14 protein-coding genes and 3 pseudogenes are annotated in these 12067 nt (G+C 55.4%); 8 read left to right on the forward strand and 9 right to left on the reverse strand.

Annotated features, from left to right (window positions below):
* Positions 1–85: 85 nt before the first annotated feature.
* The 3 genes from AD948_RS18140 to AD948_RS17655 all read left to right on the forward strand — a co-directional run bounded on the left by AD948_RS18140 (position 86) and on the right by AD948_RS17655 (position 1376).
* A complete protein-coding gene (locus AD948_RS18140) occupies positions 86–226 on the forward strand; it encodes a hypothetical protein (protein ID WP_156478977.1) in 141 nt (46 codons plus the stop codon).
* A gap of 269 nt (positions 227–495) precedes the next feature.
* Positions 496–861, forward strand: coding sequence for an antitoxin Xre/MbcA/ParS toxin-binding domain-containing protein (locus AD948_RS07085; RefSeq protein WP_061471297.1), 366 nt, complete (start codon positions 496–498; stop codon positions 859–861).
* Positions 858–1376, forward strand: coding sequence for an RES family NAD+ phosphorylase (locus AD948_RS17655; protein WP_082782353.1), 519 nt, complete (start codon positions 858–860; stop codon positions 1374–1376). The genes AD948_RS07085 and AD948_RS17655 overlap by 4 nt, the downstream gene beginning before the upstream one ends.
* Positions 1377–1613: 237 nt before the next feature.
* On the opposite strand, the gene AD948_RS07095 is transcribed toward AD948_RS17655, so the two are convergent.
* Complete coding sequence (locus AD948_RS07095) at positions 1614–2312, reverse strand: TetR/AcrR family transcriptional regulator (RefSeq protein ID WP_061471299.1); 699 nt, start codon at positions 2310–2312, stop codon at positions 1614–1616.
* Between AD948_RS07095 and AD948_RS18510 the strand changes: the two genes are divergently transcribed.
* A complete protein-coding gene (locus tag AD948_RS18510; RefSeq protein ID WP_061471300.1) occupies positions 2311–2673 on the forward strand; it encodes an O-methyltransferase in 363 nt (120 codons plus the stop codon). The two genes, AD948_RS07095 and AD948_RS18510, sit on opposite strands and share 2 nt — an antisense overlap.
* Here AD948_RS18510 and AD948_RS07105 read toward each other — a convergent pair.
* Entirely contained in the window at positions 2622–3434 is an 813-nt protein-coding gene (locus tag AD948_RS07105; protein ID WP_061471301.1) for an IS5 family transposase, read from the reverse strand. The two genes, AD948_RS18510 and AD948_RS07105, sit on opposite strands and share 52 nt — an antisense overlap.
* 77 nt (positions 3435–3511) lie before the next feature.
* Between AD948_RS07105 and AD948_RS07110 the strand changes: the two are divergent.
* Positions 3512–3916 (forward strand): annotated as a pseudogene (locus AD948_RS07110) (O-methyltransferase); the annotation flags it as partial.
* A 130-nt stretch (positions 3917–4046) separates the two neighbouring features.
* Here the strand turns inward: AD948_RS07110 and AD948_RS18900 are convergent.
* Positions 4047–4222: pseudogene (locus AD948_RS18900) on the reverse strand (3,4-dihydroxy-2-butanone-4-phosphate synthase); the annotation flags it as partial.
* Between the two features lie 31 nt (positions 4223–4253).
* On the opposite strand from AD948_RS18900, the gene AD948_RS18905 reads away from it, so the two are divergent.
* Positions 4254–4511, forward strand: coding sequence for a hypothetical protein (locus tag AD948_RS18905; protein WP_338076678.1), 258 nt, complete (start codon positions 4254–4256; stop codon positions 4509–4511).
* 78 nt (positions 4512–4589) lie between these two features.
* On the opposite strand, the gene AD948_RS07120 is transcribed toward AD948_RS18905, so the two are convergent.
* From AD948_RS07120 to AD948_RS07130, 3 genes and pseudogenes are all read right to left on the reverse strand, one after another.
* Positions 4590–5435 (reverse strand): squalene/phytoene synthase family protein, encoded by an 846-nt coding sequence (locus tag AD948_RS07120; RefSeq protein ID WP_061471304.1) that lies wholly within the window; start codon positions 5433–5435, stop codon positions 4590–4592.
* Positions 5436–5529: 94 nt separating this feature from the next.
* Positions 5530–5751 (reverse strand): annotated as a pseudogene (locus AD948_RS07125) (3,4-dihydroxy-2-butanone-4-phosphate synthase); the annotation flags it as partial.
* 49 nt (positions 5752–5800) lie between these two features.
* Positions 5801–6475 carry a siderophore-interacting protein gene (locus AD948_RS07130; RefSeq protein WP_248845955.1) on the reverse strand — a complete coding sequence of 225 codons (675 nt, stop codon included), beginning with the start codon at positions 6473–6475 and terminating at the stop codon, positions 5801–5803.
* Here AD948_RS07130 and AD948_RS18380 point away from each other — a divergent pair.
* Together AD948_RS18380 and AD948_RS07140 are read left to right on the forward strand one after the other, a co-directional pair.
* On the forward strand, positions 6462–6764 hold the full coding sequence (locus tag AD948_RS18380; protein ID WP_169797394.1) for a hypothetical protein: 303 nt from the start codon (positions 6462–6464) through the stop codon (positions 6762–6764). The two genes, AD948_RS07130 and AD948_RS18380, sit on opposite strands and share 14 nt — an antisense overlap.
* 4 nt (positions 6765–6768) lie before the next feature.
* Positions 6769–7695, forward strand: a complete 927-nt coding sequence (locus tag AD948_RS07140; protein WP_061471308.1) for a LysR family transcriptional regulator — start codon at positions 6769–6771, stop codon at positions 7693–7695.
* 6 nt (positions 7696–7701) lie between these two features.
* Here AD948_RS07140 and AD948_RS07145 read toward each other — a convergent pair whose 3' ends face one another.
* Genes AD948_RS07145 through AD948_RS07155 form a run of 3 tightly spaced genes read right to left on the reverse strand, consistent with a single transcriptional unit; the run spans position 7702 to position 11856 of the window.
* Positions 7702–9231: a DHA2 family efflux MFS transporter permease subunit gene (locus tag AD948_RS07145; RefSeq protein ID WP_061471309.1), complete on the reverse strand. Its 1530-nt coding sequence runs from the start codon at positions 9229–9231 to the stop codon at positions 7702–7704.
* Positions 9228–10388, reverse strand: a complete 1161-nt coding sequence (locus AD948_RS07150) for an HlyD family secretion protein (protein ID WP_061471310.1) — start codon at positions 10386–10388, stop codon at positions 9228–9230. The genes AD948_RS07145 and AD948_RS07150 overlap by 4 nt, the downstream gene beginning before the upstream one ends.
* Positions 10381–11856, reverse strand: a complete 1476-nt coding sequence (locus tag AD948_RS07155; protein WP_061471311.1) for an efflux transporter outer membrane subunit — start codon at positions 11854–11856, stop codon at positions 10381–10383. The genes AD948_RS07150 and AD948_RS07155 overlap by 8 nt, the downstream gene beginning before the upstream one ends.
* Positions 11857–12067: the final 211 nt, after the last annotated feature.

Consider the following 12067-nt stretch of genomic DNA (forward strand, 5'->3'; position numbering starts at 1 on the left):
GCACACCGCACCAATCCCGCGTAGCGGGTTCGTTCCTCCCCTTCTTACCGTCATCCCGACATAGCATTGTCTCAGGAGTTTCTGCATGCCTGAGGGCAGTGTCCCCTCCCCGCTCTTTCTCCTGCGCCCCGGTACGCCGGAGCACGCCGATTTACGCCTGCGTACGGAGCAGTTGGTTGCGGGTATCAGGCACCCCGATTTGAACCTACGGGTGCCAAGTCATTGAAATGAGGGGGAATTTGATAGGCGTGTGATGTTACGCGCAACAAAAAACCCCGCCAAGTCAGTGACTTAGCGGGGTTTTGAGGGTATCATTGGTTGCGGGGGAATGCAACCAACGATACTTGCGATTGGTGGACCGCGAGGTACCCCGTCGCGCCGCGTAACAGGATGACAATGCCAGCGCGCACGGACATATCCAACTGGAATCCTTGCAACAGACAATCTGCCTCATATATAATCCCAAATAACGGTCAATATATGAGGCATTCCATCATGTCTGAGACTACATTCCTCATCGACGCCTTTGATCCATCGGGGCTGATCGCTGCAGAACGGCTGAGCAATATGCTGCACATCACAAGGGGTGAACTGGCCACCACTCTGGGCCTGTCTCGTGACGCCGTCTCCAAAAGCGCACGCCTTGGCCGCCCTGCCACTCAAGCCAGGCTGCGCGACATGGTCGAGATACTCAATCGCGTCCGGCCATGGGCTGGCTCGGCCCAACAGGCTTTCGCATGGTACCGATCACAACCTTTGCCCTCCTTCGGTGATCAGACTGCCGAGGCGCTTGTCCGGGAGGGACGCGCCGATGCCGTCCGACGCTATCTGGATCGGATTGCTACCGGCGGCTACGCGTGAGGTTCAACGGACGGGTATTCAGGGCTCACAATCCCCGGTGGTCTTTCGCGCCATTATCGGGCGATGGTGCGGCGCTCCACGGAGGACGTTTCAACCCGGCCGGTATACCTGCCCTTTACACATCACTTCGGATGGAAACTGCATGGCTCGAAGCCCAGCAGGGTTTCCCATTCAAGCCGCAACCTTTGACCATCTGTGCCTATGACGTCGAGAGCGAACCAGTCCTCGATCTGACCGATCTATCTAGTTTTAACAATCTGGGCTTCTCCCCTGCCACCTTGGCCTGTCCTTGGGAAGATCTTGCTGACCAAGGCAAGACGCCACCCTCATGGGAACTGGCAAAAGCACTCATGGCCAGTGGCGCAGCCGGCATAATCGTCCCGAGCTTTGCTCCCGGAGCGACAGAAAATGACAAAAACCTTGTCTTTTGGAGTTGGTCAGATAATCCCCTCTCCTGCGTGACTGTCATTGACGACGAGAAGCGCTTGCCGGGAACCGCGGCATCATGGCGATAAACTGACTGTCGAGCGAAATCACCAAATGGCCGGTGCAAGAACCTGGTTTCTGCATCCTGCGAGGTGAACTGTCCCATTTCATCGATAACGCTCCGTTCCTCACGTCCCTTATCACTTAGAAACCAGAGAACGCGATCTTCTATGAAGAGTTGGGATTTCAGGTCATAAATGGTCAGCCTACCGTTCCTTAAAGGGGGCGGCTTTTCAAAATCCATCATTATAAAGCAATCAAAGAGATCACTCTCTCATCAGTTTCTTCTCGGCCTGAATAACTGCCATCAACTGACCTATGATGCGATCAAGCTGGTCTGCTTCTATCACAGTGGTGCGTTGCCGTGTCACGTCAATGAGCGCTCCTGCTATGACGCAGAGATCATTGGCAAGAGCTTGCGCCTTCCTCCCAAGAGCAACATTATGATGCTCAAGAAACGTTGTTACCACTGCACAAAGTTCAGTCATGATACGATGATGGTCTGTCTCGAGAGGCAGCTTCGCCTCGATTTCATCCAGGCGCACTGCGAAAAGCGGATGCTTCCGATCTGCCTGAACTGCGGCGAGAATCAGAGAGCGTAATCCGTCACGCAATGACCGGCGGCACGCAGTCACCAGTGCCGAAGCCACGGTATGCACCAGCCTTTCCCGCACCTGACGACTCAGGGCCGCGATGACCTCGTTCCTGCCTTGGAAATACTGGTAAAGGGTGGCGATTCCAACGCCGGCACGCTCCGCAATTGCGTTAGTGCTGCAGGACTTTCCTTCTTCCAAAAGCAGAGCAGTTGCTTCCAGAATGGCGTTCACAGTCGCTCGCGAGCGTGCCTGACGCGGCCATTTCCGTGGAGCCAGAGTGAGGTCGGTATCCTCGGTGAAAATGCGAGTAACGCCAGCATAGAGCGAGGGATTATTATCTGCATCCAGTCTTGTCTGCGGAGTTATCATGACCAATCACCTCTTTCGTCCACAATTCACAGCAGCTATCCAGCGGGTTCTTGAACGTCTCTATTCCGAGACCATTGAACAGGATCCCGTTCGACGGGCGGAAGCGCAGTCCGCAGGACTGAACCATGATGGAGAACACGGATTTTATCAGGCCATGGCTGGGGCCAGAATGCCAGTCACACCTGAGTTTGGCACCCTGCTTTATGTGCTGGCACGCAGCAGCGGTGCCCGACATATTGTTGAGTTTGGCACGTCATTCGGGGTTTCAACGCTCTTTCTGGCGGCCGCACTAAGAGTCCGTCCCGGAACTCATTCGAAACGAGCGATGCGTCTGATCAGGATGAGGGAGGCGGCAGCGTAAAGGAAGGCTGTTGCGGAGGCGATGGTGGCCTCGGTGTCTTTCCAGAGGCGGCGGTTACGGTTGATCCAGGCGAAGAAGCGCTCGACCACCCAGCGTTTGGGCTGGACGACGAAACCGACCTGGTCGGGCTTGCGTCGGACGATCTCTACGGCGATCCGGGTTGCGCTGGCCATGCGCGGCCCCTGATATCCAGCGTCGGCAAAGACCTTCTCGATAAAGGGAAACGAGCCGCGTGATGCGTTGATCACCGGCGGCCCACCGTCCCGGTCCTGGACACTGGCGGGATGCGGAAACAACTCCAGCGCGCGACCGTCGGTATCGACCAGAGCATGACGCTTGCGGCCCATGATCTTCTTGCCGGCGTCATAGCCGCGCGGGCCGCCACTTTCGTTAGTTTTCACTGACTGAGTGTCGATGACGGCGGCACTGGGAGATGCAGCACGACCGACACGCTCGCGGTCTATCATCAGCAATGTGTGGTTCATCGCCTCGAACACACCCTGGTCGCGCCATGCCGCGAACCAACGGAACGCCGTGCTTTTCGGCGGCAGATCGCTTGGCAGCAGGCGCCATGGGATGCCGCCGCGCAGAACGTAGAAGATCGCATTCAGGATCTCGCGCAACGACCATGACAATGGGCGTCCGCTTCCGGGCGGCTCTGGCAGCAGCGGTTCAACCAGCCGCCACTCGGCATCGGTAAGGTCAGTTTCATATCGAAGCCCCGTGCGGTTATGCTGCCGACGGGTGGCTGGGGTCCACATCGCATACTTCCAGGTTGGCCTGAACAACCCCTTGGAATCATGCATGCTCCAGCCACTCAACCCTTTCGGGACGGGCTCTAAGGGATAACGGCGGCGGGCGGCTAGTGACAACAGAGTTTGTCGCACAGAAAGCGGCAAGCGCAGCAGCCAATCTGCACGAAGCTGGGCTGGCTGATCTGGTCGACATCCGCATCGGAGATGCCATGGCTACGCTTGTCCGCGATGTGCCACACCCAATCGACCTGATCCTACTTGATGCCTCGAAAGGGCTCTATCTAGATATCCTGCGCCTGCTCGAACCGGCTCTGAGACAAGGTGGCCTCGTCGTGAGCGACCGCGCTGACCTTGACGGGGGCGATGGCGGTCGTGCAAGTGCCTACCTCGACTATCTGAGCAATCCAGCAAACGGATATCGTATGGCGGCGATCACGACCGAGGCTCTTGGTCAACGTTTTGCTCATGATGTTGCTGTTCGCGCGTAGCCAATCAACTATTTCTTTCTACTAAGAGAATATTACTTCGGTCATCACGATTACATTATTCATAAAAATTATGTGTTATATTTTTATTACTTTAATTTCCTGCATTAGATTGTGACCCCACAACCTCCCGCAGAATGTCTGCAATGCTGATTATTGGCAGATCAAACCGTTGAGAAAACACATCCAGTTGCGTCCGACGGGCCATGGTGCCGTCCTCGTTCAGGATTTCACAGAGCACTTCAGCAGGTTTGAGGCAGAAAGCTGAAGCAAATCCACCGATCCCTCCGTATGACCGCGCCGTGAGAGTGGCTCGCAGGCCAGTTACGGCAGCGCAAAGTTGACCTGCTGGCTGAAGCTTCAGCAGGCAACGAAAGGACGCATTGAGATGGAATGCGCTGATCAGGGCTACACCATGCCAAAAGCGACGTATGCCGCTGAAGAGCGCGATATCACTCTCAAAATCATCAAACTGCCTCATACTAAACAAGGTTTTGTGCTTCTACCCCGTCTTTTGATAGTAGAGAAATTCTTCGCATGGGCAACACGGTTCAGAAGGTTTGTAAAGGATTACGAGCGTTACGCTTCAACGCTCTAAACTGTGCACATCATCGCCTTTGCACGGCTTATGCTGAAAAATGTAGTCAACCAGCTCATGCAAAGTGCATAACACCTTCTAACCACGGTATCTTCGGCCGGAAGAAAGGGCTGCGCTCATTGCGCCTCGCAAACCAAGAACCACAAAACCAGACCCACTTAACTTATGCCTCCTCTCGCAAATACCTAAACGCGATATTCTGCTATTTAACTCTGTAGCGATAGTGTGAACAGAATTTATCCACATAGATAGTCTAATATCTTTCACCAACAGAGGAAGGCGACTAGAAGCAGCTAAAAGGGATCTGTTCTTATCAGCAAGTTTTTTAACAGACATATCAAGGTAATTGGCATTACCAATTAAGAACATATCGCCTTTTTTTTCTGAATCTCCATAAAAGAACTCTCCCGGAATATATATTCTTCTGAGCTGGTGGAAATCCTGGCGACAATCCTGAATGTGGTTAATGATCTGCAAAGCGGAACATAATGCATCTGACTGGCAATACAGAGAGTCAGATTCCCCGTGAAGATCCAATATAAAGCGTCCGACAGGATTAGCGGAATATTTACAGTATTCTACAAGATCATCCCAACAATCATAATCTCTTCCTACAACATCCATATGAAATGCCGAAATTAAATCTGTTAATCTGTCGATAGATACGCCTCTTTCTGTCAGTCGACTTCGAGCATCCCCATATATGCTCTCACCTTGTCTATCTGACATAATTCGCTGTTTAATTTCGTATAATTTGTTAATTTTCTCTTTGGTATTTAGTTTACTGCAATCAGCGATGTCGTCAGAAAATCTAGCCACTTTGTAGTACGAGACTACTACGTCTCGATTTTTTTTGTTAAAAAGAAGTGATGCAACTGGAAAGTTTTCATTGGTGTAATCTTTTCCCATATTTTTAGCCTGCATTCAGTTCCTTAAGGAAGAGTATTGAGAACTGCTTGTATTAGTGTGAGATCCGCCTCAAGGAGGCCAAAGGGGTGTTCGGATAGAACGTTTAGTTTTTTCGTTCGGTAAGCGGCAGGCATACCAGCCCTCGTCCATGGGTAATCATGAAATTGATTGCGTCAGGAGTCACGAATTCAGCCGCCATGACCAGGTCGCCTTCGTTCTCCCTGTTGTCATCGTCTACCATGATAACCATTCGCCCTGCACGCATAGCCTCGATCGCACGGGCAACAGTGGGAATTATGGAGCGGATAGAGTGACCGTGTACGACGTTCATAGGGCGTAAGCCTTTCCTGTTCTGCATGATTGTCGTGAAGCGGGATCAGTCAGTCACGGTCGCGATGGTCCGCATCGCCCATTTTCCAGTAACCGGCCGCATGCAGGCGACCGGAAGGAAGCAGACGATCGACGGTCAGATAAGTCCGCACGGCTCTGACCATGAAAGACTCACCCGCGACCCACGCCTGACAATCGGACAGGTCAAGAACTGCCCCCTGTACGGCGAGTTCGAGCTGCCCCGTCGTGCCGGGAGGCTCGCTACCCGAATGCAGCCAGGTAACATTCAAGGATGCAGCAGTTTCCAGTTTCTGTTCTTCATCTGTGCCATTCACTTCAATAAAGGCATCGGCAGTAACGCCAGATGGTAACGCCTCAAGAATAGCCGCTATCGCTGGAAGCGACGTCGCATCCCCCACCATAAGATGGCGACTTGCAGCGGGATCAACGCGGTATCCTGCGCGCGGCCCTGCCAGTTGAAGCACATCCCCAACTTTTGCCTTTTCGGCCCAGGCAGACGCCGGACCGTTATCGCCATGCAGGACAAAATCCATTTCCATCAACCCGGCAGTCGCCTCATAGCGGCGGATCGTATAGGCACGTCCTTCCGGCTTGCGGCCGGGCGGTGCAGGAAGGAACACCTTCATCCATTGCGCGGGATGCTCGACCGGTAGTCTCTTGATATCGTCTCCGACGAGCGTGACGCGCCGCATGTGCGGCGTCACATTATGCACCGCCTTGACGACTGCCGGACGTAACGTCCTGTTTTGTGACATCATTTTCATCACGATGACTTTCAGAAATCCGGGGACCGCAAATGAAAAGGCTCTGGCCCTCTGGGGAAGGCAGAGCCGTGGAAAATTGGCCCTCTTGTCTGAGAACACCTTACGGGCTGATCCAACCTTCAAAAAATACCGTGAAATGGAAAGTATCATTCCATTATATGAAATGGTCGCATCTGAAGATTACTGGCATCCTGAACAAGGTCGTGACGTAAGACGTGGAGTGATTTGAAAACGTGAAACCGACGGACCTCAATCTTCTCCATGCACTGGACATCCTTATTGAGGAACAGAGCGTGGGCCGTACAGCGGAACGCCTTGGGCTAAGCCCACCTTCCGTGAGCCGTCTGCTCGCCCGCGCCCGTGAAATCATGGGCGATCCTATTCTGGTACGGGCAGGACGGGAACTTGTCGCCACGGAGTATGCCCGCACCCAGCACGCCCGGATCCGCAACATCATTGCCGAAGCTCAGGACGTTCTCCTGCCGAACACGGAACTGCATCTCGACCGACTGGAAAGACGGTTTACAATCCGGGCAAATGAAGGATTTACAGCGGCGTTCGCCTCGAGCCTCGCAGCCCGGATCGCTCATGATGCTCCGAAAGCGGAACTCCGGTTTGCACAGGAACATGAGTCCGACGACGATGCGCTGCGCGAAGGACGCATTGATCTCGATATCGGGGCACTCCGGGCCATGGGGCCGGAAGTACGGGTCCAGACCATTTTTCGCGATCATCATATCGGACTGGCACTCCCGGACCACCCCATCTTCAAAACTGAAATTTCTCCGGAACGCTTTGTATCGTTTCCGCAAATCAGTGTCTCACGCCGGGGACGCGCGGAAGGGCCTGTTGATCAGGCACTGATGGCGCATTACGGGCTTCAGCGACAGGTTTCTCTCATCGTTCCTTCCTTCATGCTGGCGATCGCTGCTCTTCCCGGTACGGAACTGATCGCCCTCGTACCGCGCTTTGTCCTGCGTGCTGTCGAAGCTTTGGGGATACAATTGAGAACGTTCGATATTCCTGTACCTCTCGATACACTTGTCATTGCCCAGGCATGGCATCCCCGTTTTGATCGCGATGCAGCGCACCGCTTTCTCAGACAATGCGTGCGTGAAGTCTGTACACCGGTGAGGCGTCAGGACGATAAGACGTCCTGATCGGACTCAGCTTTTCTTTCGAGGCAGTCGGGCAATCCAGATGATTCCCACGGATGCCGTAAAGGCAAATGTGGAGATCATGTAGAATTCATTCATGGAAACCATGTCTGCCTGAACCAGCACCTGATGGTAGATGGAGCCCCAGGCCTGATCCTCCGTCAGCCCCGCACCTTTCAGGGTCGTCACCGCATCCGCCGCACGATCGTGATAGGGCGTAAGTGTCTCAACCAGATGCGCCTGATGATAACGGGAGCGCCGATCCCAGAACGTCTGGGCGAGAGAGGCGATAAGATTTCCAGACATCATGCGAATGGCTGTCTGGAGCCCGGACGCGGCCGCGAGGCGTTCCGGCGGAATACCAAACAGGGAAAGAGCCGTCAGAGGTGTCAGGAAAAAGCCGATCCCTATCCCCTGGGCCAGACAGGTGAGAGCAATCGTACCGGCATCGATATCCGTCGTGAAATTTGCCCGCCAGAACGCCACAGCGGCCCAGCAGAAGAAGGCCAGTGACGCGAAGAGGCGCGCATCCCCCTTTCTGACCCATGCCCCAAGAAAGGGCGCAAGCAGGATACCAAATACACCCATGGGGGCAGTCACGAGCCCTGCCCATGTCGCATTGTATTCCATATCGGTCTGTAGCCAGAGTGGCACCAGCACAAGGGCTGCGAAATACAACCCGAACCCGATGGCCACCGCGACCGTTCCAACTGCAAAATTCCTGTATGCGAAGAAATGCAGATCAACGATGGGATATTTGGTGCCCAATTCCCATACAACGAGGAATACAAGTCCCAGCACAGACAGGATCGCTGTTGTGCAGATGAAAGGCGAAGCAAACCAGTCGAGTATCCGTCCACGGTCAAGCGCCACCTGCAGACACCCCATGGCAATGGCAAGCAGGATCAGGCCGATTACGTCAACCGGAAGTCTGACAGTCGGTGTATCGCGTCCCCGCAGCAGCGCCGATGTGGAAACCACCACGAAAATGCCAACCGGTGCGTTGACAAGAAAGATCCATGGCCAGGTGTATTCGTCCGTAATCCAACCGCCGAGCACAGGCCCTGCCACCGGCCCCGCCATGTTCGTCATGGCCCACATGGCAACCGCCAGTGTCCGTTTTTCCGGCGGAAATATGGCAACGAGCAATGCCTGGCTCAGTGGCACGATCGGACCTGACACCATGCCCTGAAGGACACGAAAACCAAGTAACAGCGGAAAGGAGCGCGCCATGCCACAAAGCACCGAGGCAACCGTGAAGGCTGCCACCGCGCAGACAAACAGCCTGACCTGCCCGAACCGACGCGACAGCCAACCCGTCAGGGGTATGAAAATGGCGTTCGCAATTCCGAAAGAGGTAATGGTCCATTCGCCGATTTCGGTGCTGACACCAAGGTTGCCGGAAATGGTCGGGACCGAGACGTTCGCGATCGTGATATCCGTCACGGCCATGAAGGAGGCAAGACCGATTGTCATCGCCGCGAACGCCAGGAGCGGCCCGGACAGCGGCTGGATTGGCTGGGGAGCCGGCCTGCTCATTCCGCCTCTCCCATGGTTTTCTTCATGATCTCCGCAACATGACGGTCCGCAGCCTGCTGCTGCTCTGTATAGAGGTCTGTACCAACAGCGACTGCTGGACGACTGGCCGCCTGTGGATCGCACCGTCCGGTATCAATCTCCACCTCGGTCGACATTCCGATCCGGAGAGGCTTACGGGCCAGTTCCACTGGATCGAATGCGATACGTACAGGCACACGCTGCACAACCTTGATCCAGTTCCCTGTTGCATTCTGGGCCGGCAGTAAAGCGAAAGCCGCGCCACTGCCAGCGTTCACATCCATGACATGGCCGTGATAGATCACGCTGCTGCCATAAACATCCGCAGTCATGGTGGCGGGTTGACCGGCGCAGACGTGCCGAAGTTGCCTTTCCTTGAAATTGGCGTCGATCCAGAACTGGTCGAAAGGCACGACGGCCATCATACGATCACCAACAGCGACGCGGCGTCCAAGCTGGACATCACGTTTTGCGACCATGCCTCCGACCGGCGTCCGCACCGTGGCACGCTCCATGTCCAGCGTTGCCGCCCGGAGCCTGGCCTTTGCCGCAATAACATCTGGATGGGTAGGAAGCGTCGTGCCCTGTGTCTGGGACAGCGCAACGGTATACGCCGCCTGCGCAACCTGAAGGGCGGCCTTCGCCGTATTGGTGGCATCCGAGGCATGGCGGGCCTCTTCCGCCGTCACAGCCCCCTGGCCAACCACCATACGGCGTGCCCGGAGATCGGCCGATGCCCGATCCAGTTCTGTCTGACGGACAGCAACGAGCGCACGGGCTTCGTCCAAAGCCGCGAAAAGTCTCCGGACATGACGGATAGCCTGACCCAGGCCGGCTTCAGCAGCCTCCAGCCTGATACGCATGTCACTCGTGTCCAGTTCCACGAGAGACGCACCTGTCAACACACGATCAGTGTCGTCCGCCCCGATGGCCCGGACAGTACCCGCGACCTGTGGTGTAATCGCCACGACATGCCCATTGACGTATGCGTCGTCTGTAGAAACGAGTGCACCATTGGAGAGAAAAGTATAGGCGCCCCAGCCAACCGCGATGATTGCGAGACCACCACCGAGCCAGAGCAGACGCTTGCGACGGATAGCGGCAGGATCCGCAGCCGCCGGAACAGGAGTATCAGCCATGGTATTTCTGCCCTGCAGAGAAAGTGAAAGAAGGCGACCAGGCGCCACCGAGTGCGCGAATGAGGGTGATCTGGGCTTCAGCGACGCGTGCGGCCGCCTCGACTGAACGGCGCTCAGAGCGCAGCAATGCCGTTTCGGCCGCCAGACGATCATTGGTGTCCGAAAGACCATTTTTCTGACGGATGCGTTCAAGATCGACGACATGCTGCCAGTGCCTGACAGCGGCCTCGGCTTCCTGCCTGGCGGCCTGCCTTGCCTTCAGGTCGGAGATTCCGTCAGCGGCCTGCTGCAGCGCCTTTGACACTGTCGCGTTGTAGTCATTGACAGCAGCATCGTACTCACCGAGCCGGTTTTTCAGGGCGGCACGGAGCTGACCTCCTTCGAAAATAGGAAGGGTGACGGCTGGCCCAAACTGTGTTGCGACACTGCCCGGTCGCATCATGTGACCGATATCGAGAGACCGGAAACCGGCAAAGGCAACAAGATCGACATCGGGATAGAATGCCGCGCGGGCCGCACCAACGGCGTTGGATGTGGCTTCCACTGCCGCACGTTTGGCCTCTACATCAGGTCGATAGCCCAGAAGAACAGCCGGAACATTCGACAACGGCGCCGGATCAGCAATAACTGGCAGATGCGGCCGTGCGATCGCGTCTCCGAAGTCAGGCGATTTACCGAGAAGGGCCGCGATTTCATGTCTGCGGGCACTGATCTCTCCGTCCAGCAGATCAATCTGGCTGCGGGTGTCGGTCAGGGCCTCCCGGGCCGCCACAGCATTGATGTCGGTCGAAAGCCCGGCCTTTTCCCGTAACGCCAGCATTTCCACGATGCCTTCACGCCGTGAAAGCCCTTGCTGAGCCACATCGCGCATCCGATACGCTGCATCCAGTCTTACATAAGCACTGACCATTGCCGTCTGAATCAGAAGGCGCGCATCAGCGACCTCAAGAGATGAAACATTCTGCCAGTAGCGTGCCGAACGTGTCAGTTTTCGCCAACGTCCCCAGAAATCGACATGATACTGAACATCAAGCTGGAGCTTGCCCTCACTCCCGAAATTTCCTTTGTATGGCGCGGGATAATAAGAGTGATCAGGGAATTGCTCCCCCGCTATCCAGCCGAACCCATCGACATGGGGCAACTGGTTGGCTCGCGCTGCGCCTTCTACGGCAGCAGCCTCACGCAACCGTGCCTGTGCAATCTGGATCGAGGGAGCACTTTCCTGCGCGTCTCCTACGAGCCGCTCAAGCTGAGGATCATGATAGACCAGCCACCATGCCTTGGCGGGAGATGTGTGAGCAGACTGCTGTTGCGCCTGTTCAATATCATGACCGCTTTTCAGGATGCTGACATCCGTGATTTTACCTTCAGGACGCTCATCCCTGCCGGGAGCACATCCTGAAAGGGCCAGAAGAGTGGAACAGAACAGCAGCCACGCTCGCGTCTGTACTCGATTTGTAGTGTACATCGCACCGTAGTTCCTGTGATTTCAGGAACCATTGCCTACCAAGGTCCATACTGATCAGAAATGCCGTGGAATGGAATGATTCATTTCATCTCGGGGAACGCTCCGACTGACAACGGTCTGAAACAGAAATCCGAGCACGAAACATGGGAACATCCTATGTATTGACTCTGCGAACGCTTCGCACTTACGTTTTGGAGAACCTAATTCGTTG

It is taken from the genome of Acetobacter senegalensis, assembly GCF_001580995.1.
Lineage (GTDB): Bacteria > Pseudomonadota > Alphaproteobacteria > Acetobacterales > Acetobacteraceae > Acetobacter > Acetobacter senegalensis.